Origin of the sequence: Chitinophaga oryziterrae (assembly GCF_009758125.1) — a bacterium.
GTDB lineage: Bacteria > Bacteroidota > Bacteroidia > Chitinophagales > Chitinophagaceae > Chitinophaga > Chitinophaga oryziterrae.
In genome coordinates this window covers 66741-88093 of sequence record NZ_WRXO01000014.1, presented here as the reverse complement: position 1 = coordinate 88093, position 21353 = coordinate 66741, and the positions used below count along the sequence as shown (strand labels likewise).

Sequence of the window (21353 nt, the reverse complement as noted above, 5' to 3'; positions counted from 1 at the left end):
AAGTACAATGGCTATACAATAAATATACCGGGCATCTATTGGCCTTTTGACAAGCGCAAATATAGGTCTAATATACCTTAACTATTGCTCCTTAAACAATTAGAAAACGTAGAGAGGGTTATTTTATTGGTTACTACTCAAATTTTCGTTGCCTGATAAACTGGAAGATGGCAGCAAAAAGTAATATGATCCCGATAGGAACAAGGAAACAGATAACCTGCCACTTTGTTTTCTCCTGTTTGACCTTCTCTGCGTCTAACAGTCTCAGTGTCAGTTGCTTATTGCGGGCTTCCATAATGCCGGAGTTGCTGGTGAGGTATTCCAGTGAATTGAGCAGGAATTCCCTGTTGGCAAAGACAACAGAGGGATTATACATGTTGATGCCCATCTGTAAAGGGCCTTCTTTCTGGGAAACAGCATTTGTGATGATGTCTGCATCACTCACCACGATCATCTTGTTGATGGTGTCTGCATTATTTTTAAATGCGGTACCAGTGGCCTGTTCCAGCGCCTGTTGTTCATTCAGGTCCAGCCTGTTGCGGAATACGGAAGTGAACTTTCCTTCCAGCAGCACAGCTACGGGCAGGTTATGTCTGGTGAACTGACGTACGTTCGGTTTTACGCGAAGATCGTTCCAGCTCAGTTGTACCGGGGCGCCTACTGCACGGGTGCTGTTAGACGTAGTGAGCAGGACGGTCTTTGAGATATCGCCGCCTTTTACGGTATCGATAGAGCTGGCGAAATGACTGAGTACAGGGTCCATATTTTTTACGATAGGATGAGCGCCTGTAGGAGCCAGTAAAGGAAAATAGGGGAAAGGTACCAGTGCAAACTGTGGCTGATTCCCATTATGCCCTACTATTTGTGGAATCTGATCACATTGTATATCCTGTAGCAGGTCCTGGTTGATGCGTACCCCATATTTGAACAGCATATCTTCCAGGTTCAGGCCCTGGTCAAGCGCTACATAGGTTTCGTGGTGCTGAAGGCTGTCCATAGAGACGTTCAGCTCATCTACGAACCACATAACGCGTCCGCCGTTCATTACGTACTGGTCTATCTTCAGTTTGTCCTCATCGGAGAAACGGCTGACAGGTTTGGCAAATATGATGAGATTAAAGTCTTTAGGGATATGTGATACATACTGTAAGGTGATGGTATCCAGCCCGTAATTACTTTGCATGGTGGTGAGGGCGCTGAATACTTCTGCACCCAGCAGTTCCCCGTTGCCCAGCATATAACCCACCAGTGGCTGCTGTTTCTGTTGTAAATGATAGATCGCGCTGGAGAACTGGTATTCCAGTAATGCCTCGGAGCTGTTCATTGTTTCCAGCGGATTAGCGCCGCCCTGGTTTTTCAGGAGATTGATGCCGATGGTTTTATTACCGTAGTGCAGTAATGCTCCCGGGAAGATGAGTTTTTCGGAGTAACCCTGACTGGCATCTTCCTGTACCTGCATGTTGAATGGGGTGATCCCTCTTTCAACCAGCGACTGCTGGAAGGCTAAACGGGAGGAGTCATCGAGGCCCTGACCGGGGCTCTGGAAGGAGAACTGGATATGTTGTCCGCCATATTCGCGGAACTCTTCCAGTAATTCCTGGGTGGATTGTGCCAGTTGTTTAAAGCTGGCAGGATAGTCTCCTTTCAGGAATACCTCGATCGTCACGGTGCTGTCCAGGTCCCGCAGCAGTTGTTTGGTATGTGGAGTGAGCGTATATCTTTTTTCGGCGGTGAGGTCCCAGCGGTTATGCAGGAACGCTGCCAGTATGTTAATGCCTGTCAGCACAACTATCACGATAATAGCACGCTGTAAATATTGTTTCCTTCTGTTGGTAGCCACAATGATAGTTTTATTCACATTAATCCCATATTCTACGCTGCAAGGATAACCTTGTCAGGTAAAGCATTAACCCGATTACGCTTACGAAATACACGATGTCACGGCTGTCGATGACGCCCCTGCTGATGGACGTGTAATGAGACTGGATACCAGCCATTTGCAGGTAGTAGTCGGCGCTGCCGGTGAAAGCCGGCAATTTGCTGAATGCGTCGAAGCCGTAATAGAATATGAAACAGGTAAAAATAGCGGTGAGGAAAGCTACTACGGAATTAGAAGTAAGGGAAGAAGACCATACACCGATAGCGGTGAATATGGCGCCCAGTAATAACAGTCCTATGTAAGAACCGGCAATACCTCCGTTATCCAGGCTGGCGGGATTAGCGCTTAGCTGGCGGATAGCGATATAATAAACGATAGTAGGGATCAGGGAGATGAATACAACCAGTACGCCTGCCAGGAATTTACCGGTTACGATCTGCCACCAGCTGAGAGGTTTGGTGCTGAGCAGTTCCAGGGTGCCGGTTTTAAATTCATCGGCGAAACTGCGCATGGTGATGGCGGGGATCAGTAATAAGTAGATCAGTGGCGCCAGTTTGAAGAGAGGGTCCAGGTTGGCGTACCCGTCGTCCAGCAGGCTGGTATCGGGGAATACAAATAATAGGAGTCCATTAGCCAGCAAAAAAAGGATAATGGCCACATAACCTGTGATGCTACTGAAAAACTGGTGAATTTCCTTTTTGAAAATTGCGAGCATAGTAATGACTGAAAGTACAAATATATATAATTAAAAATGATCAATTACCAGCTGATTAACGCAATAAACGGTGTTATATGATAAATGGAGTCAAATAATATGGCGGTGAAAGTCCCCTGTGGCATCCAAAGGCGCCTTTAAATATAACGTGAAGATTTACTTTGTACTCTAAAATTTAAGCTTCGAAGCCTGTTTCTACCTCTTCAAACTTCAGCTCTTCCAGACCGTTTTTCGTTCTGTAGTCGTTGATAGCTGCTTTGATAGCTTCTTCTACCAGTGTTGCGCAGTGGATCTTTGCCGGTGGAAGGTCCAGTTCTTCTACAAGGTACATGTCGTCGATCTGAGCTGCTTCATCCAGGGTTTTCCATTTCAGCCATTCTGTTGCCAGTGAAGATACCGCGATAGCCGCGCCACTTCCGAAGGTCTTGAATTTTGCGTCTGTGATAACGCTGGTAGCTGGATTTACCTGAATCTGCAACCTGATCACTTCAATATACTCCGGCACATGTACCAGTCCCGTCCCCACGCAGGCGTTGGTTTTATCCAATGAGCCTGCATTTCTGGGGTTGTTGTAATAATCCAGTATTTTTTCCGAATAACTCATAAGTATAAGTATAAAAATGTCTAGTAATATTCCGTCATATCCGCCCCTTCCTTAAACATTTCCCAGAGGGGGCTGATTGTCCGTAGTTTGTTCACCGTATCTGTAACGGTTTGGATAGTGAAATCTATTTCTTCTTCAGTAGTAAAACGTCCCAGCCCAAAACGAAGCGAAGAGTGTGCCAGATCGTCTCCCAGGCCTAAACCTTTCAAAACATAGCTGGGTTCGGGAGAAGCAGAGGTACAGGCGGAGCCGGATGAGAGGGCGATATTTTTGTTGAAACCCATCATCAGCGCGTCTCCTTCTACATATTTAAAGGAAATGTTGCTTACATGAGGCAGGCGATTGGCAGTAGAACCATTTACATAAGATTCTTCCAGTTGCAGCAGGGCAGCTTCCAGTTTATTCCGTAAAATGGACAAACGCTTGCCTTCTGTTTCCATTTCCTGGAAAATTATTTCACAGGCTTTGCCAAACCCTACAATACCGGTCACATTTAAAGTACCGGAGCGCATACCTCTTTCATGGCCACCACCGTCTATCTGTGCAATTATCTTTACCCGGGGAGACTTGCGGCGTACGTAGAGAGCGCCAACGCCTTTAGGGCCATAGATCTTATGGGCGCTGAAGGTGGCAAGGTCTATCCCGTCGCGGTTCACATCTACCGGTACTTTACCGGCGGCCTGGGTGATATCGCTCATCATCAGCACACCATGCTTTTTAGCCAGGGCGCTGATTTCACGGATGGGGTTGATCACTCCAATTTCATTATTGGCGTACATGATGGCCACCATAATGGTTTTGGGAGTGATGGCAGCTTCCAGTTCCTTTAGATCAGGGAATCCTTCACGGTTCACTTTCAGGTAAGTAATGGATGCTCCCAGTTTTTCGAGGTGTTTGCAGGTATCCAGTATTGCTTTGTGTTCTATTTCAGTGGTAATGATGTGGTTGCCTTTGTCGGCATACATCTCAAAAACACCTTTCAGCGCCAGGTTATCCCCTTCGGTAGCACCGGAAGTGAAGATGATCTCTTTAGGATCAGCGCCTATTAATGCGGCCACCTGCTCACGGGCAAGGTCTATTGCGGCCTCTGCCGCCCATCCGTAGGAATGGTTGCGACTGGAAGCATTACCGAAGATCTCTGTGAAATAAGGTAGCATTGTTTCCACTACCCGCGGATCGCAGGGAGTTGTAGCATTATTATCAAGATAAACGGGCAACTTTAGCATATTTACGGAGATTAATAGTTATACCAAATTTAACACTTAATAAACTCTTTTTGGCGGTGGCATATATATAGGCGTATAGAGAGGGACTATAAGCATCTACGAAATTTGCGGTCCGGCGGTTCCTTCCGGCAAGGTAAAAATGCTAACTTGCTGTTATGCTTAAAGTTGAACATATAGGTATTGCTGTACAATCGTTAGATGTTTCTGTTCCGCTGTTTGAAAAGTTACTGAACAGCCCGTGTTATAAAAAGGAAGCAGTAGACAGTGAGCAGGTACAAACCGCTTTTTTCCGGCAGGGAGATACAAAGGTAGAATTGCTTGAAGCTACCAGTGAGAGTAGTGTGATTGCCCGTTTTTTAGAAAAGAAGGGAGAGGGGATGCATCATATCGCTTTTGAGGTAACGGATATTTTAGCAGAGATGGAGCGGTTGTCTGCCGAAGGCTTTACATTATTGCAGGCGGTACCCAAACGAGGTGCAGATAACAAACTCGTATGTTTTTTACACCCTAAAAATACCAATGGTGTGCTGATCGAATTGTGCCAGGAAATATCCTGAAAAAAAGTTTGAGTTAATTAAATCCGTCCGGAATATCCCTGCGTATATAAAAGCAGACACAGGAAATTTTCACGTTAGTAAGGAAAAACTATTTTAAGAATATTTGAACTTTTTTAAAGTTACGTTGTTGTTAAGATTGTGATGGGAATGTTCTCGGAGTATAAGCGTTAAAGACGCGTTAAACCTGACTATTACCTATTTAAGTTGTACTCAATATTAGCCAAACCAAAAAACTTCATCAATTAAATAAGCAAACTAATTAATACGATAATACCGTACACCATAATAATATTCAAATCTTTTTAGAATACTCTAAAGTTGGCATAGGTTATGAACACCTGCGGGTTCTTTAACTTGCAGGTCTCTTTTTTTATATTACCTTTTCCATGCCCATACTTCTCGAGCCTTTAATCAGAATATAAGTATCTGTGAACTGTTGCTGCTTCAGCCATGCTGCTGTTTCTGCTGCATTTTCCAGATAGAGGTAAGGATGCGTGATATTACTGAAATCACCTCCTACCAATACTACTGCATGCCAGTGTGTACGTTGCAGCATATTTGCGAGTGCCTGGTGTTCTTTCACACTATCTTCTCCCAGTTCCATCATAGCGCCTAATAAAAGCACTTTTTTAGCGGCCTTGATACCTGCAAAGTTTTCTATGGCAGCTTTCATGCTGGATGGATTAGCGTTGTAGGCATCCATGATGATCGTATTACTATCCTTCTTAATTACCTGCGAACGGTTATTGGATGGCGTGTATGCTTCGATGGACGTACTGATGTTGTTGTCCGGTACATTAAAATATTTGCCTACTGCCACTGCGGCCATTACGTTAGGGAAATTATACGCACCTACCAGTTGCGTAGATATCGTTCCAATGCCTGTTACATTCACGCCCAGGAGTGCGGTATCTGCGAGTGGTTCTCCTGTGTAATCTGCGGATTTTTCTCCGTAGGTTATCACTTCTTTTATTCCTTTGCTCATCTCCTGCAAATAGGAATATTCGTTGTATAAAAATACTGTTCCACCATTGTCCCGCAGGAAGTCGTAGAGTTCTCCTTTGGCCCTGCGCACACCTTCTTCACTGCCAAAACCTTCCAGGTGTGCTTTGCCAATGTTGGTGATGATACCGTGTGTGGGCAAGGCTATTTTACAGTATGCAGCTATTTCATGTTCATGATTGGCGCCCATTTCTATCACTGCCATTTCCGCATCTGCAGGAATACGCAGGATGGTTAAGGGCACGCCTATATGATTATTCAGATTACCGGTTGTTGCAGTGGTCCTGAAAGCAGAAGACAATACTGCGCTAACCAGTTCCTTAGTAGTGGTTTTCCCGTTGGTACCGGTGATGGCAAGAACGGGGACCCTCAGCTCCTTCCGGTGACGCAAAGCCAGTTGCTGCAAGGTTTCCAGCACATCTGCCGTAAGCATCATTTTATCCGGTTGTGTAAAATATGCTGCTTCATCTATGACTGCAAAAGCAGCCCCTTTTTCCAGGGCAGCAGCAGCATAAGTGTTACCATTGAAGTTAGGTCCTTTGAGGGCAAAGAACAGATCTCCTGCTTTTAACTGGCGGGTGTCTGTCTGAATAGATGTGTGTTTCTTATAAATATCGTACAGCTGATCTATGTTCATAGAAACAAAAGTATCAAATTCCATGAGTTGAACAAGTGTACATAGAAGAGAATTGCTAAAATCAAAATATTATTTATTTACTATATACTTTAAATTTACACTAAGCGTTCTTATCAGAATCAGAATAACCATATTTATTAATCCGACAGGTTCCTGTAACCTGTGTCAACAAAAAGAGAGACCTATGAAAACTTTACTGTTGCCTGCACTGCTATGTCTGCTGGTGTATGGTTGTACGGCAGAACATGCCCCAGCTCCTGACCCGGGAATTACTGTCAATGCCTGTGACACTGCTGTTATTACTTCTTCTTATGTACTGACTGTTGTTGCTGTTAACTGTACCAACAGATGTCACAAAGGGACCGGTTCTACGGCATCTACCAACTTTACTACTTACGATGGGCTCAAGTCTTACATCGTTACCAACGAGGCTATTTTCCGTGAACGTGTTACTAGCGCTACTGCGGACATGCCGCCGGGCTCATCTCCTAAACTGGCGCAGTCAACGCGCGATTCTATCAATTGCTGGATCTCTCATGGTATGCCTCAGTAACCATTAAAATCAGAAACATGAAACGTATTACTACATTGTTTGCCGGCATATGCCTGACCTTGTCCTGTTTTGCGCAGGATATTTATTCCTGCAGGAACACTACACTTTCGTTCTTCTCTGCTACTCCCATGGAGGATATTGATGCGATTACTTCCAAAGGCGTTTCTGCTATTAATGTGAAAACGGGCGCTGTTTATTTTAAGGTGGCCGTGAACACTTTCAAGTTTAAGAAATCGCTGATGGAGGAACACTTCAATGAGAACTACCTGGAAAGTGATAAGTACCCGAATGCGGAATTCAAAGGAAAGATCACCGACAATATAGACCTGCGTAAAGATGGCACCTATAACGTAACGGTAGAAGGTACGCTGAATATGCACGGCGTAGACAAAGTATACAAGGAGAAAGCCACTATTACTATACTTGGCGGCAAACCTGCTGCGGAAACAAAGTTCAATGTTCGGCTGGCGGACCATAAAATCAAGATCCCTACCCTGGTGGTGACGAACATTGCGGAAACAGTGGAAGTAACCGTAAAAGCTAACTATAACTGACAAACATTATGAAATATATATTCCTGTTATTATTGGGTTGCAGTCTGGATTCTTATGCGCAGGACGACCTGTCGAAGATGTTCGGCAATGATTCTGTAAAAACACATGAACCGGTTATTGCAACTTATAAATCAACCCGTATTATCCAGGGACATTCGCCTGAGACACTGAAAAAGCGTGAGCTGGACTTTAGAGTAGCACACCATTTCGGTGACCTGGGCGGAGAATATGGCGGTGCCAAAACTTTCTTTGGAATGGATAATTCCAGTGATGTACGCATTGCTTTTGAGTATGGGATCACTGACCGCCTGATGGTGGGAATAGGCCGTACCAAAGGTTCCGGCAGCCTTACACAGATGTATGAAGGACTGGCAAAGTACCGGTTATTAAGACAAACAACAGATGACCATGTACCGGTTTCAGTGAGTTTGTTTGGTAATGCAGTAGCCAGTGCTATGACATCCAGTATTACAAAATCGGACGCGAGTTACTTTGATAAATTCTCTGACCGTATGAGTTATACCGGGCAGGTGATACTGGCGCGTAAGTTCAACAGGAACCTGTCTTTAACATTGTCTCCCACACTGGTACACCGTAACAGGGTGGTTTATATGGATGAAACAGACCTGTTTGCACTGGGAGCAGGTGGCAGGTTCAAGTTCTCCAAAAGACTGGGGCTGCTGGTAGAGTATTTCTATCCTTTCCGTAGTCAGGAGAGCAAGGATTACTTTGCTGCACAGGGCCGGAAGTTTTATAATCCCCTGGCTGTGGGATTGGAGATTGAAACAGGGGGGCACGTTTTCCATGTCAATTTTACCAATTCTACTGCTATACTGGAGAACCAGTTTATTCCTGAAACGACTACTACCTGGCAGCAGGGCCAGTTCCGCTGGGGATTTAATATTTCCCGCCGGTTTTCGCTTTGATAGTAACACCTGAATTTTTAATTGCGAATGATTATTTCGGTACAGATTATGATACTGCTATCCCTATGATCATTCGCAATTACTATTTTTGATGTACAATTCTCAGATTTTGGAGGCCGTTACATGTCATATTAAAGAGAGGTCAGTCCTGGCACGCATTGCAGCAAGGCGGATGAAAAGCCCGCAGATTGCAATGGTAATAGGCAAAACCATTCACCTGCATGGGGTGAACAGGAAGGAATTCCTGCAGGACCTGAGTTGGGTACGGCATGAGGTATGCCATGTGGTACAATACCAGGAGCTGGGGTTCGTTCCATTTTTATGGCATTATCTGTGGGAATGCAAAAGGGTAGGATACTATCAGAACCGTTTTGAGGTGGCAGCCCGGGCGGCGGAAAGAGATCCGGCCATTCTTCGGAGTGTTTCTATTATTTAGTGTAATGATTCTCAGTTATTTGTGTAATTCTAAAGGAAAAGTTAAAGTATGGAGTAACATATAAATAGTACTTCTGCTGGATTTATTTTGCTTATTTTTACGAAAAGCCCGGTGTTCTATGGTAAAGAAAGTAACAGACGGAATCACCATCAGTGTGGAGACATTTTATCAACCGGATTATTCTAATCCGATTGGGAGTGAGTTCATGTTCGCCTACCGGATCACCATCGAAAACAATAATACATTCCCCATCAAATTGCTGCGCCGCCACTGGTATATAATTGACTCTAACGGTACTCACCGTGAAGTGGAAGGAGAAGGCGTTGTAGGGGTACAACCATTACTGGCCCCTACTGAAAGTTATCAGTATGTTTCAGGATCTAATCTGCGTACGGAAATTGGTAAGATGTATGGTACTTACCAGATGGAAAATCAACTGAACAAAACACAGTTTGAAGTGAAGATCCCGGAGTTTCAGATGATTGTGCCTTTTAAGCTAAATTGATTTATCCCCCTTTTGTGTAATCTTGTGTGATAGAATAATCCGTTTTAACTCATGAATCCATGTGTAGGCTTTTCCTCTTTTGCCTGATGGTAACAGCTATATCATGTACCCATCAGAAGATGTTACCCTTACCTGCGGCTGATCCTGATAATGGCGGCTTGATCCTTCCCGGAAATTTTGAGGCAGTTGTAGTAGCAGAAGGCGTTGGCCGGGCCAGGCATCTTACAGTGAATGACAATGGTGATATCTATGTGAAACTTACGTACAATGATGCCATGAACGGGCGTGGTGGTACGGTGGCCCTGCGGGATAATGATAATGACGGCAAGGCTGACGTGATCTCTTATTTCGGGGATTATAAAGATGAAGGCGGACAGCCTGCGGGCATTGCTATTCATGATGGATACCTGTATACTTCTACTGTTAAATATGTGCTGCGAAATAAGCTGAAAGCCGGGCAGTTAGTGCCCGACAGCAAAACGGAGATCATCCTCACCGATGAGGATAAGGACTTATTCCGGCACTGGCATTCTGCCAAACCACTTGCTTTTGATAATGATGGTCATATGTATGTGCCTTTTGGGGCGCCTACGGACGCTGCACAGGATATAAAGTCTGCCGGTCCGGCAGGTATGCCTGGTGGTAAGGGGCTGGATCCTGCGCCTGATCTGGAATGGCATGCGGGTATCTGGCAGTTTTCTGCTGATAAGGCAGGGCAAACGCAGAAGGATGGCGTTAAATATGCTACTGGTATACGGAGTGCGCTGGGGCTTGCCTGGAGCCCAATGGATAATACATTGTATAGTGTGGTGAATGGGATGGATAATTTCCATACACGTTATCCGAAAGTATTTACGGCCTGGCAGGCGGCGGTATTGCCTGCAGAGACATTCGTAAAAGTAAAGGAGCATGCTGATTTTGGCTGGCCTTATGCTTATTATGATCAGATGCAGGGGAAGAATGTTTTACAACCGGGATATGGGGGAGATGGAAAGATAGTGGGCCGGGCCAGTAAATTTGATACGCCCCTGATGGCCTTCCCCGGGCATTGGGCGCCGATGGACCTGTTGTTTTATCAGGGTAATCAATTCCCTGAGCGGTATAAAAGGGGAGCCTTCATTGCATTTCATGGTTCTACGGACCGTTCTCCTTATCCGCAGGCGGGTTATATAGTGTGTTTTGTTCCGTTTGAAAATGGCGCTCCTACAGGGAAATGGGAAGTGTTTGCAGACGGGTTTACAGGTGTGGATACCGTGATGAATACCAGTGATGCGGTGTACAGACCTATGGGACTGGCTACGGGTCCGGACGGATCGCTGTATATCTCAGAATCCAATAAAGGGAAGATATGGCGGGTAATGTATAAAGGCTCCGATAAATTTGGGGATGTACAGTTAGCAAAAATGGAAGAGCGTAAATCGAGGTCTTATATAAAAACACCGGATGAAGTAAAGGATAATATGGGCAAAGGTGGAGAAATGGCCGGAATGATCCTCTTCAATTCTTATTGCAGCAGTTGTCATCAGCGGAATGGAATGGGTGATAATAACCGGTATCCGCCACTGGCTAATTCCGAATTTGTAACAGGAGATAAGGACAGGCTGATTAAGATCATCCTGAATGGCTTACAGGGAGAGATCACTGTAGATAACAAGAAATTTAACGGACAGATGCCTGCACATGGCGGCTTCCTGGATGATCATGCAGTAGCTTCTATTGTTACTTTTATCAAGAGAAGATTTAGTGATGATGAGAAGTTTACGCTTACTGAAGAGGAAGTAAAAAAACTAAGGTAGAAGATTCCTGATCAGATATCACCAGCAAGACTCAGGTGCAGAATGGATTCTCCTATCACTAATATTACAGCTAGTGCGAGGAAGATCCATAAAGATCTTTTGAGATGCCTGGCGTTACTTTTTAATACACCTATGATAAGCCTTATGGTTATAATACCAGCTACGAAAGCCACCAGGATATTATAGATGGAGAATGAGATTTTACTTACGTGGTAATAGTTATAGAGATTACCATAGAAATTATTCAGTCCGAAGACGGTGGAAATAAATGTCCAACCATAGATAAAGCAAAGGACAAAGCCCAGTGGTATAATGATTAAGGCTAAGGAACGCTGAAAAGGTTTTAAAACTGGCTTCATTAAATAAATTACTTCGGTCTGTATTTGGATTGTGAGAAGATCTGCATGGCATCTTTATTATCCATCAGTTGTTGCAAGGTTACATTTGAATGCTCTTTCATATACCGTTTCACGATCTGCCATCCCACAAAAGAGCCTATTCTGCCGGGAGAGCCTTCGGGCATGCCCTGTGTAGACGGACCATCATTCATAAAATGCATATTGCTTTGCCAGTCGGATTTGTATAACAGGTTTTGTTGTACGAAGAACTGCCATATCATCTGCTCATTTTCATTACAAAAGTCCATCTGGTCTTTTGTATATCCAAGACGGATGCTGTCCGGCACATCGGGCAGTACCTGTTCCATGAAGTACTGGTGTTTACCGGCATTTACCAGCTGTACGATGAGTTTATCACTGGGATCTGCACCTGGGTACATCTGCTGGGAGAGCACCTGTATACAGTTGGTAGTAATATATTCTTTGGAGAACTTGCGGATCATGTAACCAGGATAGTCCGGTAACAGAGAATATACCGGGAAATCTTTGCCCAGGTACATATCGAGGCCAACACCCAGTATGGAATCAACGGTTACCGCACCATAATTGCTGATAACGGAACTGAAGGCCACTACCTGTGGTGCTTTGAAAGCCGGAAAATAGTATTTTATGTAGCGGAAGCTCTGGGCAAGGTCTTTTTCCAGGTCATCCAGTTTTGGATACTGTGCGTTGATAGTATCCTGCAACACCCTGAAATCACTGTTACTGACAAGCCGGCGTGTTTGCAGTTGTATCAGCTGACTACTGTCTGAATAAGGGCCGAAATTCATAATATGCTCTATGTAAGCAGGCAGAAATGCGGGGTAAGCCGCATCCAGCTGTTGCAAGGCGGTTTGTATATGCGTAGTATCCAGTTTGTATAAATCCTGGTCAAAGCGTTTAATATGCACCTCCATCGCAATATGACTCACATCTGGCACGTTTTTGTGCGTACAGGCGTTGAAACAGCAGAGAGAAAGAACAGCGATAAGCAGCTGACTGCTGTTGCCAAATAATTTATTAATGTAATTTTGCATACTTATTCTATAACTACTTATAGGTAAAAATATTATATATACTGTATTAAAAAAAAGATAAAATTTATCATGAGGAAGGGAATATTGATCATTTTGTTGTTCAGCATCGTTACAGCAGCACAGGCACAAAGGAATTTTTTAAGAGATAATAAGGTACGTCTTGGCTTTACGCTGACACCTGCCATTGTTACCCTGAAGCCCCAGGAATCCGGAGTAGAACGTAATTCGGGCCGCGCAGGTATTAGCTTTGGTATCATGGCCGACTTCCCGCTGGACCAGTCCGGCAGTTATAACATCGCTTCCGGTTTACAGATCACAACTGCCGGCAGCAAATTAAAATATGATGCGGGTATAGGACTGGACGATTACAAACAGAACCCGGCAGAATATAATCTGAAACTCACTTATGTAGAGATCCCTTTTGCTTTAAAGCTGAAAACGGATTCCCGCGATGGAATTGGCTTCTGGGGACAATTTGGGACTTACCTGGATTTCCCGGTGCGGGGCAGGGCGGATATTGTCAGCCTGACTAACACCTATGACAAAGTGAATGTATTACGTGATATCAATCCTATTAATATGGGCCTGCTGATAGGCGGTGGAATAGAGTATCCATTGGGAGACAGGTTAACCGGTGTAATTGGTTTAAACTACCAGAACGGCTTCGTAGATGTTACCAGGAATGCCAAATGGAATGATGGCAAAGTAAATATGAATAGCTTTGCACTGAAACTTGGACTCTTTTTTTAAAAATACCCGATAGATGAAAATTATACTGGCACAGCAGAATTATCATGTAGGCAATTTTGAGGCAAATACGAAGAAGATCCTGCAGGGGATAAAGGATGCAGAAGCGCAGGGGGCTGATCTGGTGGTGTTTTCCGAATTGTGCGTATGCGGTTATCCACCCCGCGATTTCCTTGAATTTGAAGACTTTATACAGCAGTGTTACACTGCCATCGATACTATAAAAGAACATACCCATCATATCGCGGTACTGGTAGGCGGACCAGCCCGTAATCCCCAGCAGGAAGGTAAGGATCTGTTTAATGCTGCCTGGTTCCTGTATGAAGGGAAAGTAAAACAGGTGATCCATAAAACGCTGCTGCCTACTTATGATGTGTTTGATGAATACCGCTACTTCGAACCGGCTTATGCCTGGAATGTGGTCCCTTTTAAGGGGAAGAAACTGGCAATAACCATCTGTGAGGATATCTGGAACCTGGGAGATAATCCCCTGTACCGGATTTGTCCAATGGACCAGCTGATAGAACAGCAGCCGGACGTGATGATCAATATTTCCGCTTCTCCGTTTGATTATGATGCGCAGCAGAAACGTAAGGAGATCATCCGTGCGAATGTATTGAAGTATAAGATCCCTATGTTCTATAGCTGTACCGTGGGTTCTCAGACGGAGGTCGTGTTTGATGGCGGTTCCCTGATCATTGACGCGCAGGGGAATATTGTGAAAGAAATGCCTTATTTCGAAGAGGCAATGGATGGGGTGGTACTGGAAGATCTAAAAGCTTTTGATGGTACATTCACCAGCAGTGATTTTACGCCTATCACGGGATTACAACCTGAATATAATATAGACCGTATCCACAATGCGCTTGTGCTGGGGATTAAGGACTATTTCGGGAAGATGGGCTTTACGAAGGCTATCCTGGGTTCTTCCGGTGGTATTGACAGCGCTGTAACACTGGCCCTGGCAGTGGAGGCATTGGGGAAAGATAATGTACGTGCGGTGCTGATGCCTTCTCCTTATTCTACAGAGCATTCCGTAGATGATGCGGTGGCATTGTCTAAAAGGCTGAGTAATCCTTATGATATCATCCGTATTAATGATATCTATGAAATGTTCCTGCAAACGCTGGACCCCTTCTTTATGGGATTGCCTTTTAATGTGGCGGAAGAGAATACGCAGTCGCGTATCCGAGGGAACCTGCTGATGGCATTGTCTAATAAGTTCGGGTATATCCTGCTGAATACGTCCAATAAGAGCGAGTTGTCTACCGGGTATGGTACATTGTATGGTGATATGGCCGGTGGACTGTCTGTACTGGGAGATGTATACAAGATGCAGGTATATGCGCTGGCAAGGTATATCAACAGAAATGAAGAGATCATTCCGGTGAATATTATTGAGAAGGCGCCTTCGGCGGAACTTCGTCCTGATCAGAAGGATAGCGATAGTTTGCCTGATTATGCTATCCTGGACACATTGTTATATCAGTATATAGAGCGTCGTCAGGGACCGCGTGAGATCATTGCCCAGGGCTTTGATGCTGCACTGGTAGCCCGTACGCTGAAGATGGTGAATAGTAATGAGTACAAGCGTAATCAGTTCTGCCCTATTATCCGGGTATCTTCCAAAGCCTTTGGGGTAGGGAGAAGAGTACCTATAGTAGGAAAGTATTTAAGTTAGTTATATTTGCCAAAATTTAATCAATAGCTATACAATGTTACAAGTTCCGTTCATTCGTCAAAATAAGGCCCTGGTGCTGGAACGGCTCGCTTTGAAAAACTTCAAGGAGCTGGATCTGGTAGAAGAAATCCTGGTGCTGGACGACAAGCGCAAGAAGCTGACCCTGGAATATGATGAGACACAAGCCAAAATAAATGCAGCCTCCAAAGAGATTGGTAAGCTGATGGCGCAAGGTCAGAAAGAAGAAGCGGAAGCCCGTAAATCGGAAGTAGCATCACTGAAAGAAAAACTGCAGCCTGCCAATGAAGAACTCATTGCTACAGAAAAAGCCCTGCACGATGTGCTGATCAAGCTGCCAAACCTGCCTGCTGCCAGTGTGCCGCCAGGTAAAACTCCGGAAGAAAATGTAGAGGTCCGTAAGGGCGGTACTGTTCCTGTATTACATGCAGGCGCTGTTCCTCACTGGGACCTTGCCAAGAAATACGACCTGATCGATTTTGAGCTGGGTAATAAGATCACCGGTGCGGGTTTTCCTGTTTACAAAAACAAGGGCGCCCGTTTACAACGCGCCATGATCCAGTATTTCCTCAACTTCAATATCGATAACGGGTATACGGAATTCCAGCCACCGCATTTGGTGAATGAAGCCTCTGCTTATGCCACGGGACAGTTACCTGATAAGGAAGGACAGATGTATTTCGTAGGAGAAGATAATTTATACCTGATCCCTACAGCGGAAGTACCACTGACAAATCTTTACAGGGATGAGATCCTGAAGGATGCCGAATTACCGGTAAAGCTGACAGGCTATACGCCTTGTTTCCGTCGCGAAGCGGGTTCTTATGGCGCACATGTACGTGGATTGAACCGTCTGCATCAATTCGATAAAATTGAAGTAGTACAGATCGTACATCCGGAGAAGTCTTATGATGTGCTGGAAGAAATGGTTTCACATGTTGAAAAACTGGTGCAATCATTAGAACTGCCTTACCGCATTTTAAGATTATGTGGGGGGGATATGGGTTTTGCCTCTGCGCTTACATATGATTTTGAGGTGTACAGCACCGCCCAGCAGAAATGGCTGGAAGTAAGTTCTGTATCTAATTTCGAAACATTCCAGGCTAACCGCGCCAGGATCCGTTTTAAAGATGGTACCGGTAAACCACAGTTGGTACATACCTTAAATGGTAGTTCCCTGGCGTTGCCGCGTATTCTTGCATGTATCCTGGAGAATAACCAGGTAGAGGATGGTATTAGGATCCCTGCAGTATTGCAGTCCTATTTTGGCAGCGATAAAATTGCTTAAGCGTTTTATATTATTAAAAAAGGCTCCGTTAGAAGTTCCCTTTACCAGGGGCTTTTAACGGAGCCTTTTTTAATATGGTTATTTGAACGTCATACTCAGGGTAACCATGTTAGCTGTGAGGTTTGTCGTCTGCGTATAGTGGGCATACCGTAGTTCCAGCACCCCAAGTCTGGAATGTAATATCCCTCCCGGTGGTGCAAGTCTCAGGCCCAATCCCATAGACTGACTGTTTAACGCTGCATAGGCGTAATTGCTTGTATAATAAGTATCCGTCAACAGGTGGGCCGAGTATGGCGCAAAATATTTTGCCGCGGTTTGTGTATAATACCGGTAAAACGGAGACAGTGAAAAGAAGGGGGAGATCTTCACCGGCATTTCAATACCAGCGGTATGAGATTGTACGTCCCAGCTATCCATATAATACCTGTAATAAGCTTTGAGGATGATACGGTCTCCCAGGAAATAATTAAGTCTTAGTCCCAGGGGAAGCTTAAAGCGGTTTGATGGCAGATTCTCTACTTTGTCGGTCCCGTCTGTAAAGTATACCCGGTGAAAAGGCAGGCCAAGGTATCCGGATTGTTCTACCAGGTCTACCGTTACACTTGCCTGCATACGCGGATTGATGACTTGTGAAAACGAGAAGGATTCTGTCAATGTTGTGCGCGGATCAGATGGAATGGTATAATGGCTGGTTGTTGTAGTAGTTGTTGTTCCATCCGAATTTACCACTGTCTGCTGACCACTGGCCGATGTGATGATAGTAGTACCTCCTGTGGTGGTAGTGGTGGTGACGCTGTCTGAGGCAGGGACCAGTTCTGATGGATAGATCATTTTCACCTGGTCGAAATACGCCGTCAATTTGGCGCTGAACTCCCCGTTGTTATGTGTCTTCTGCGCAAAGAGTATATCCAGGCCATGGGAGTGGTAGTTGTATTCTGAGGAATAGTAAGCCCCAATACCGAAAGTACGGCCTTTCGCCTCGTTTTCTACTGTCCAGTTCAGAGATGGATAGATACGGGAGCCTCCGGTTTTGGAAGCGCCTGTTTTGTTTACGTACGCTGAAGACGCAGATGTATGATGATCGAAACCAAAGCCAAGGCCCAGTGTTTGTTTTCGTCCATGAATACCCCAGCCTACCCATTTTAATGAAATGCCGTTCGATATATCAGTCACTTTTTCAGTTCCTATACCACCGGTAACCGCTGAATGGTCCCCGTTCTGTGAATAGTAGCTGCTGACAAGGTTTACTTCTTCCAGTTTCAGGCGTTTAGCCTGATAGCCCGTCTCTGAAGCCGGGGCAGTAGATTGGGAAAATGCATGCAGGAACATTGCATATAACCCAATTACCGTTAAACAGATTTTCCGCATATCAGTCTCATTTCAGTGTTGACATAAATTAGTTACAACCGCATCCACCGCCGGTTTTACCACCATTGGCCCCGGATGATGCCTCCCGGTAGGATTGAGCATTCAGCTCTTCTTTTTCTGATGCCCTGTTGGAGAGGGTCATTTCTGCATCATTGATACGGCTTTTCTGATATGCCTTCACAGGTACGCAGGATTGCATCAGCATACAGGCAAGCGGAATGGCGGCCATGCTGATAAAGACGGATTTTTTCATTTGATCACTGATTTAAATGAATGTTACGGGATAGATATACCTTGTCGTTGTCATCAATGATAACGGCTTCTATATGATGAAGTTGATTGATTAGCGTAAGGCCTGCTGAAATCCCCATTACCATCACAGGAGTAGCCAGGGCATCTGCCAGCTCTGCATAGGGAGCCAGGATGGTCACACTTTTAATACCTGATACGGGTAGTCCCGTATGAGGATCTATTGTATGGGAATACTTCTTCCCATCTATCCACACAAATTTTTCATAATTACCGGAAGTCGCCACAGCCATATCGGTTACGGCCATGTAAGAACATACCTGGTGGGGCATATTAGGATTGGCCAGGCCCACGGTCCAGGGGCTCCCGTCTGGTTGATATCCCCAGGCAGCCAGGTCTCCGGAAGCATTCACAACTCCGCTGGTAACTGCCTTTTGCTGCATTATTTTTTTGGCCATATCGGCTGCATATCCTTTGCCAATGCCGCCAAAGCCAATACGCATTCCCTTCTCTTTCAGAAAAACGGTACCAGCTTCTTTATCCAGTATGATATTGCGGTAGTTGATCAGCCGCACCATTCTTTTGGCTGTCTTTTTATCCGGTAATGTTTTCATACTGGCATCGAAATTCCATAGTCGCTTATCGATTGAACCATATGTAATATCAAATGCACCCTGGGTAATATCTGATAAACGCATAGAGCGTTCTATGAGCTGATAAATTTCCTGACTCACAGGTACGGGATGAAGACCCGCATGTGCATTGATTTTGTTTGTTTCGCTTTCTTCGTTGAAGGTAGTCAGCAGTCGCTCGATACGCCGGATTTCCTGCACGCCTTCTTCTATTCGTTCCATCGCCCACTCCTCATTATCTGCAAGAACAGTCAGCTCAAAATTGTTTCCCATCAATTTCAGGCTTCTTTTGAAACAGGCAGGCACTGTTCTTTTCATCACTGGAATAAGTTTTAAGGATGTGTGCTGATCGTATTTTCTATTTCGTTACTGAATGCTTCCGGTGTTGTTTTAGGCAAGCCTTCCCATTGCTTAATGACTTTCCCGTCTGCATTCAGCAGAAGGGTGAGGGGAAACAGTCCTTTTGGATTATAGAGATCTGCCATCGCATCATTCTTTTTTTGCTGAAGGGCAGGCAACTGATTTTTTTTATTACGGGGGAAGTCGGCGTTCACCATCACCAGCCTGGATTGGGCCATCGTCTGAAACACTTCACTGCTGAATATTTCCTGGTGCATACGTATACAGGGACCACACCAGTCAGAACCGGAAAAATTAAGGAGGATATATTTGTTTTCTTTTTTGGCAATCTGTGAGGCTTCCTGCATGTCGTTATGCCAGGTAAAGGGAATGCTCAAAAAGCAGGCAAGGCAAAGAGATAAGACATACCTCATGGTGTTCCTTCATTTAAAGGTGGCGAATGGTTACTTGGACAGGGAGAAACAAGGAAAGTTTAATAAGTAACACGATATTGGCAAGGTTTTCAGGGCGTTAACAAAAAACACAGATCAGACAACGCTGAAACTTGAACCCTCCATTTTTGTAATTAACTTTACCGTATGCACCACTTTTTACCTAACGGACAGGGATTGGAGATTCGCAAAGCAACCATGGAAGATGCTCCGGCTATGCTTACCTATTTCCGTCAACTGACAGATGAAACGGATTTCCTGTTGTTCACATTACGGGAAGCGTCCGAATTATCTCTGGAAAGTGAAAAGGATTTTATTCATTCTTTCAGGAATGATAAGAAGGACCTGCTGCTGGTGGCGGTCACTGCTGGTCTGCTGGTAGGGTCTATTACCATTAAGCAGCCCGATCTGTGGAAACAGGCTCACCTGGGCCAGTTGGGTATTGGCGTGCTGCATCCCTACTGGAATATGGGCATAGGGAGAAGGCTGGTGACTGCCGGGTTACGCTGGGCAGAGCAGCATAAGGACATGGAGATTGTTCATCTTAGTGTGTTTTCCAATAACGAAAGGGCTATCCAGTTATACCGTAACTTCGGGTTCATGGAATATGGCAGGATGCCACAGGGAGTGCGTCAGAAAGATGGCACTTACGGAGATACGATACTGATGTGTAAAAGGATAAAGAACTTATAATGCAACGATACGACAGACAATTAAAACTGGAGGGCTTTGGCCCGGAGAAACAACAACTGCTGCATAATGCAAAAGTTTTGGTAATAGGTGCAGGAGGATTGGGTGTTCCTGTGTTGCAATACCTTACCGCTATGGGAGTAGGGACGCTGGGCATAGTGGAACATGATACGATCTCAATTACCAACCTGCAACGGCAGGTGATCTATAATACGGAGGATACCGGGAAGCCTAAATTGCAGATGGCGATTAAACGCCTGCAACAATTAAATCCTGAGATCTCTTTTGTACCTCATGATACCTGGCTGACACCTGATAATGCACTGGCTATTATTAAAGCTTATGATGTGGTGGTTGATTGCTCGGATAACTTTGGTACACGTTACCTGGTGAATGATGCCTGCGTGATGTTGCAAAAGCCTTTTGTATACGGGGCTATTCATAAGTATGAAGGACAGGTGAGTGTATTCAATTATAAAGGCAGCGCCACCTATCGCTGTTTGTTTCCGGAGCAGCCGGAAGCGGGTGCTATGCTGAATTGCAGCGATATCGGCGTGTTGGGTATTCTGCCGGGGATCATAGGCAGTTACCAGGCAAATGAAACGATGAAGATCATCTGTGGTATCGGAGAGATGCTGAAAGATCAGTTGCTGACGATCGATACGTTATATAATACGCATCATGTATTCCAGGTGAAAGCGGTTGCCGGTAACCATGATATTAAAAGTCTGCAGGCGGATTATGAACAGCCTTGTGATACAGGCGGCGTGAAAAGTCTGTCTGTGAAACAGTTGCAGCAGTGGCTGGAAGAAGTCCGTGATATTCAGTTGATAGATGTACGGGAAGCGGATGAATGGGAGATCTGTCACCTGCCGCAGGCAATGCATATCCCGATGCAGATGGTAGGACAGGTAGCTGCACAATTTGATAAAGAAAAACCGTTAGTATTACTTTGTCATCATGGAATGAGAAGCCGGATGGTAGCAAACCAGTTGTTTGCCGGTGGCTTTGCTCCTGTGTATAATGTGGAAGGAGGGATTCATGCGTGGGCGAATGAGATAGATCCTGAAATGAATATGTATTAA

The 21353-nt window shown here is 44.9% G+C and carries 23 protein-coding genes; 12 read left to right on the top strand and 11 right to left on the bottom strand.

Annotated elements, in window-relative coordinates; translation table 11 throughout:
* Positions 1-133: 133 nt before the first annotated feature.
* From gldG to GO495_RS30660, 4 genes are all read right to left on the bottom strand, one after another.
* Positions 134-1840, bottom strand: a complete 1707-nt coding sequence (gene gldG, locus GO495_RS30675) for a gliding motility-associated ABC transporter substrate-binding protein GldG (protein ID WP_170302749.1) — start codon at positions 1838-1840, stop codon at positions 134-136.
* Positions 1841-1859: 19 nt separating this feature from the next.
* Positions 1860-2594, bottom strand: coding sequence for a gliding motility-associated ABC transporter permease subunit GldF (gene gldF, locus GO495_RS30670; RefSeq protein WP_157303774.1), 735 nt, complete (start codon positions 2592-2594; stop codon positions 1860-1862).
* A 175-nt stretch (positions 2595-2769) separates the two neighbouring features.
* Positions 2770-3198, bottom strand: a complete 429-nt coding sequence (locus GO495_RS30665; RefSeq protein WP_157303773.1) for an iron-sulfur cluster assembly scaffold protein — start codon at positions 3196-3198, stop codon at positions 2770-2772.
* A 20-nt stretch (positions 3199-3218) separates the two neighbouring features.
* Positions 3219-4424, bottom strand: coding sequence for an IscS subfamily cysteine desulfurase (locus GO495_RS30660; RefSeq protein WP_157303772.1), 1206 nt, complete (start codon positions 4422-4424; stop codon positions 3219-3221).
* Positions 4425-4579: 155 nt separating this feature from the next.
* On the opposite strand from GO495_RS30660, the gene mce reads away from it, so the two are divergent.
* The gene (mce, locus tag GO495_RS30655) at positions 4580-4981 is read left to right on the top strand and encodes a methylmalonyl-CoA epimerase (protein WP_157303771.1); all 402 of its coding nucleotides are present in this window, start codon (positions 4580-4582) and stop codon (positions 4979-4981) included.
* A gap of 370 nt (positions 4982-5351) precedes the next feature.
* On the opposite strand, the gene GO495_RS30650 is transcribed toward mce, so the two are convergent.
* The gene (locus GO495_RS30650) at positions 5352-6620 is read right to left on the bottom strand and encodes a UDP-N-acetylmuramoyl-tripeptide--D-alanyl-D-alanine ligase (protein ID WP_157303770.1); all 1269 of its coding nucleotides are present in this window, start codon (positions 6618-6620) and stop codon (positions 5352-5354) included.
* A 184-nt stretch (positions 6621-6804) separates the two neighbouring features.
* Between GO495_RS30650 and GO495_RS30645 the strand changes: the two genes are divergently transcribed.
* The 6 genes from GO495_RS30645 to GO495_RS30620 all read left to right on the top strand — a co-directional run bounded on the left by GO495_RS30645 (position 6805) and on the right by GO495_RS30620 (position 11390).
* Positions 6805-7173: a hypothetical protein gene (locus GO495_RS30645; protein WP_157303769.1), complete on the top strand. Its 369-nt coding sequence runs from the start codon at positions 6805-6807 to the stop codon at positions 7171-7173.
* Between the two features lie 17 nt (positions 7174-7190).
* Positions 7191-7727, top strand: a complete 537-nt coding sequence (locus GO495_RS30640; protein ID WP_157303768.1) for a YceI family protein — start codon at positions 7191-7193, stop codon at positions 7725-7727.
* Positions 7728-7735: 8 nt separating this feature from the next.
* The gene (locus tag GO495_RS30635; RefSeq protein ID WP_157303767.1) at positions 7736-8653 is read left to right on the top strand and encodes a DUF5777 family beta-barrel protein; all 918 of its coding nucleotides are present in this window, start codon (positions 7736-7738) and stop codon (positions 8651-8653) included.
* A 172-nt stretch (positions 8654-8825) separates the two neighbouring features.
* On the top strand, positions 8826-9089 hold the full coding sequence (locus GO495_RS30630; protein ID WP_240915387.1) for a DUF4157 domain-containing protein: 264 nt from the start codon (positions 8826-8828) through the stop codon (positions 9087-9089).
* A 118-nt stretch (positions 9090-9207) separates the two neighbouring features.
* Entirely contained in the window at positions 9208-9594 is a 387-nt protein-coding gene (gene apaG, locus GO495_RS30625; RefSeq protein WP_157303765.1) for a Co2+/Mg2+ efflux protein ApaG, read from the top strand.
* A 59-nt stretch (positions 9595-9653) separates the two neighbouring features.
* Positions 9654-11390 (top strand): PQQ-dependent sugar dehydrogenase, encoded by a 1737-nt coding sequence (locus tag GO495_RS30620; protein ID WP_157303764.1) that lies wholly within the window; start codon positions 9654-9656, stop codon positions 11388-11390.
* Between the two features lie 11 nt (positions 11391-11401).
* On the opposite strand, the gene GO495_RS30615 is transcribed toward GO495_RS30620, so the two are convergent.
* Both GO495_RS30615 and gldB read right to left on the bottom strand, forming a co-directional pair.
* Positions 11402-11749: a hypothetical protein gene (locus GO495_RS30615; protein ID WP_157303763.1), complete on the bottom strand. Its 348-nt coding sequence runs from the start codon at positions 11747-11749 to the stop codon at positions 11402-11404.
* An 8-nt stretch (positions 11750-11757) separates the two neighbouring features.
* Positions 11758-12804 carry a gliding motility lipoprotein GldB gene (gene gldB / locus GO495_RS30610; protein WP_157303762.1) on the bottom strand — a complete coding sequence of 349 codons (1047 nt, stop codon included), beginning with the start codon at positions 12802-12804 and terminating at the stop codon, positions 11758-11760.
* Positions 12805-12873: 69 nt separating this feature from the next.
* On the opposite strand from gldB, the gene GO495_RS30605 reads away from it, so the two are divergent.
* From GO495_RS30605 to serS, 3 genes are read left to right on the top strand one after another with little or no spacing between them, the layout of a single operon-like run.
* Positions 12874-13554 carry a porin family protein gene (locus GO495_RS30605; RefSeq protein WP_157303761.1) on the top strand — a complete coding sequence of 227 codons (681 nt, stop codon included), beginning with the start codon at positions 12874-12876 and terminating at the stop codon, positions 13552-13554.
* Between the two features lie 13 nt (positions 13555-13567).
* Positions 13568-15232, top strand: a complete 1665-nt coding sequence (locus GO495_RS30600) for an NAD+ synthase (RefSeq protein ID WP_157303760.1) — start codon at positions 13568-13570, stop codon at positions 15230-15232.
* A 34-nt stretch (positions 15233-15266) separates the two neighbouring features.
* Entirely contained in the window at positions 15267-16538 is a 1272-nt protein-coding gene (serS, locus tag GO495_RS30595) for a serine--tRNA ligase (RefSeq protein WP_157303759.1), read from the top strand.
* A gap of 78 nt (positions 16539-16616) precedes the next feature.
* On the opposite strand, the gene GO495_RS30590 is transcribed toward serS, so the two are convergent.
* From GO495_RS30590 to GO495_RS30575, 4 genes are read right to left on the bottom strand one after another with little or no spacing between them, the layout of a single operon-like run.
* The gene (locus GO495_RS30590; protein WP_157303758.1) at positions 16617-17906 is read right to left on the bottom strand and encodes a DUF3570 domain-containing protein; all 1290 of its coding nucleotides are present in this window, start codon (positions 17904-17906) and stop codon (positions 16617-16619) included.
* Between the two features lie 28 nt (positions 17907-17934).
* The gene (locus tag GO495_RS30585; protein WP_157303757.1) at positions 17935-18159 is read right to left on the bottom strand and encodes a DUF4266 domain-containing protein; all 225 of its coding nucleotides are present in this window, start codon (positions 18157-18159) and stop codon (positions 17935-17937) included.
* 4 nt (positions 18160-18163) lie between these two features.
* Entirely contained in the window at positions 18164-19105 is a 942-nt protein-coding gene (locus GO495_RS30580; RefSeq protein ID WP_157303756.1) for an FAD:protein FMN transferase, read from the bottom strand.
* A gap of 14 nt (positions 19106-19119) precedes the next feature.
* A complete protein-coding gene (locus GO495_RS30575) occupies positions 19120-19560 on the bottom strand; it encodes a thioredoxin family protein (protein ID WP_157303755.1) in 441 nt (146 codons plus the stop codon).
* 165 nt (positions 19561-19725) lie between these two features.
* On the opposite strand from GO495_RS30575, the gene GO495_RS30570 reads away from it, so the two are divergent.
* On the top strand, positions 19726-20271 hold the full coding sequence (locus GO495_RS30570; protein WP_157303754.1) for a GNAT family N-acetyltransferase: 546 nt from the start codon (positions 19726-19728) through the stop codon (positions 20269-20271).
* Positions 20271-21353, top strand: a complete 1083-nt coding sequence (locus GO495_RS30565) for a ThiF family adenylyltransferase (protein WP_157303753.1) — start codon at positions 20271-20273, stop codon at positions 21351-21353. Before GO495_RS30570 ends, GO495_RS30565 begins: the two co-directional genes overlap by 1 nt.

Excerpts from the sequence above, each read along its gene's own strand:
- gldB (WP_157303762.1), bottom strand. The coding sequence starts at position 12,804 with ATGCAAAATTACATTAATAAATTATTTGGCAACAGCAGTCAGCTGCTT.
- GO495_RS30580 (WP_157303756.1), bottom strand. The coding sequence starts at position 19,105 with ATGAAAAGAACAGTGCCTGCCTGTTTCAAAAGAAGCCTGAAATTGATG.
- GO495_RS30585 (WP_157303757.1), bottom strand. The coding sequence starts at position 18,159 with ATGAAAAAATCCGTCTTTATCAGCATGGCCGCCATTCCGCTTGCCTGT.
- GO495_RS30620 (WP_157303764.1), top strand. The coding sequence starts at position 9,654 with ATGTGTAGGCTTTTCCTCTTTTGCCTGATGGTAACAGCTATATCATGT.
- GO495_RS30565 (WP_157303753.1), top strand. The coding sequence starts at position 20,271 with ATGCAACGATACGACAGACAATTAAAACTGGAGGGCTTTGGCCCGGAG.
- gldF (WP_157303774.1), bottom strand. The coding sequence starts at position 2,594 with ATGCTCGCAATTTTCAAAAAGGAAATTCACCAGTTTTTCAGTAGCATC.
- GO495_RS30615 (WP_157303763.1), bottom strand. The coding sequence starts at position 11,749 with ATGAAGCCAGTTTTAAAACCTTTTCAGCGTTCCTTAGCCTTAATCATT.
- GO495_RS30645 (WP_157303769.1), top strand. The coding sequence starts at position 6,805 with ATGAAAACTTTACTGTTGCCTGCACTGCTATGTCTGCTGGTGTATGGT.
- apaG (WP_157303765.1), top strand. The coding sequence starts at position 9,208 with ATGGTAAAGAAAGTAACAGACGGAATCACCATCAGTGTGGAGACATTT.
- GO495_RS30600 (WP_157303760.1), top strand. The coding sequence starts at position 13,568 with ATGAAAATTATACTGGCACAGCAGAATTATCATGTAGGCAATTTTGAG.
- GO495_RS30635 (WP_157303767.1), top strand. The coding sequence starts at position 7,736 with ATGAAATATATATTCCTGTTATTATTGGGTTGCAGTCTGGATTCTTAT.
- serS (WP_157303759.1), top strand. The coding sequence starts at position 15,267 with ATGTTACAAGTTCCGTTCATTCGTCAAAATAAGGCCCTGGTGCTGGAA.
- GO495_RS30660 (WP_157303772.1), bottom strand. The coding sequence starts at position 4,424 with ATGCTAAAGTTGCCCGTTTATCTTGATAATAATGCTACAACTCCCTGC.
- GO495_RS30575 (WP_157303755.1), bottom strand. The coding sequence starts at position 19,560 with ATGAGGTATGTCTTATCTCTTTGCCTTGCCTGCTTTTTGAGCATTCCC.
- GO495_RS30570 (WP_157303754.1), top strand. The coding sequence starts at position 19,726 with ATGCACCACTTTTTACCTAACGGACAGGGATTGGAGATTCGCAAAGCA.
- GO495_RS30650 (WP_157303770.1), bottom strand. The coding sequence starts at position 6,620 with ATGAACATAGATCAGCTGTACGATATTTATAAGAAACACACATCTATT.
- GO495_RS30665 (WP_157303773.1), bottom strand. The coding sequence starts at position 3,198 with ATGAGTTATTCGGAAAAAATACTGGATTATTACAACAACCCCAGAAAT.
- GO495_RS30590 (WP_157303758.1), bottom strand. The coding sequence starts at position 17,906 with ATGCGGAAAATCTGTTTAACGGTAATTGGGTTATATGCAATGTTCCTG.
- GO495_RS30640 (WP_157303768.1), top strand. The coding sequence starts at position 7,191 with ATGAAACGTATTACTACATTGTTTGCCGGCATATGCCTGACCTTGTCC.
- GO495_RS30630 (WP_240915387.1), top strand. The coding sequence starts at position 8,826 with ATGAAAAGCCCGCAGATTGCAATGGTAATAGGCAAAACCATTCACCTG.
- GO495_RS30605 (WP_157303761.1), top strand. The coding sequence starts at position 12,874 with ATGAGGAAGGGAATATTGATCATTTTGTTGTTCAGCATCGTTACAGCA.
- mce (WP_157303771.1), top strand. The coding sequence starts at position 4,580 with ATGCTTAAAGTTGAACATATAGGTATTGCTGTACAATCGTTAGATGTT.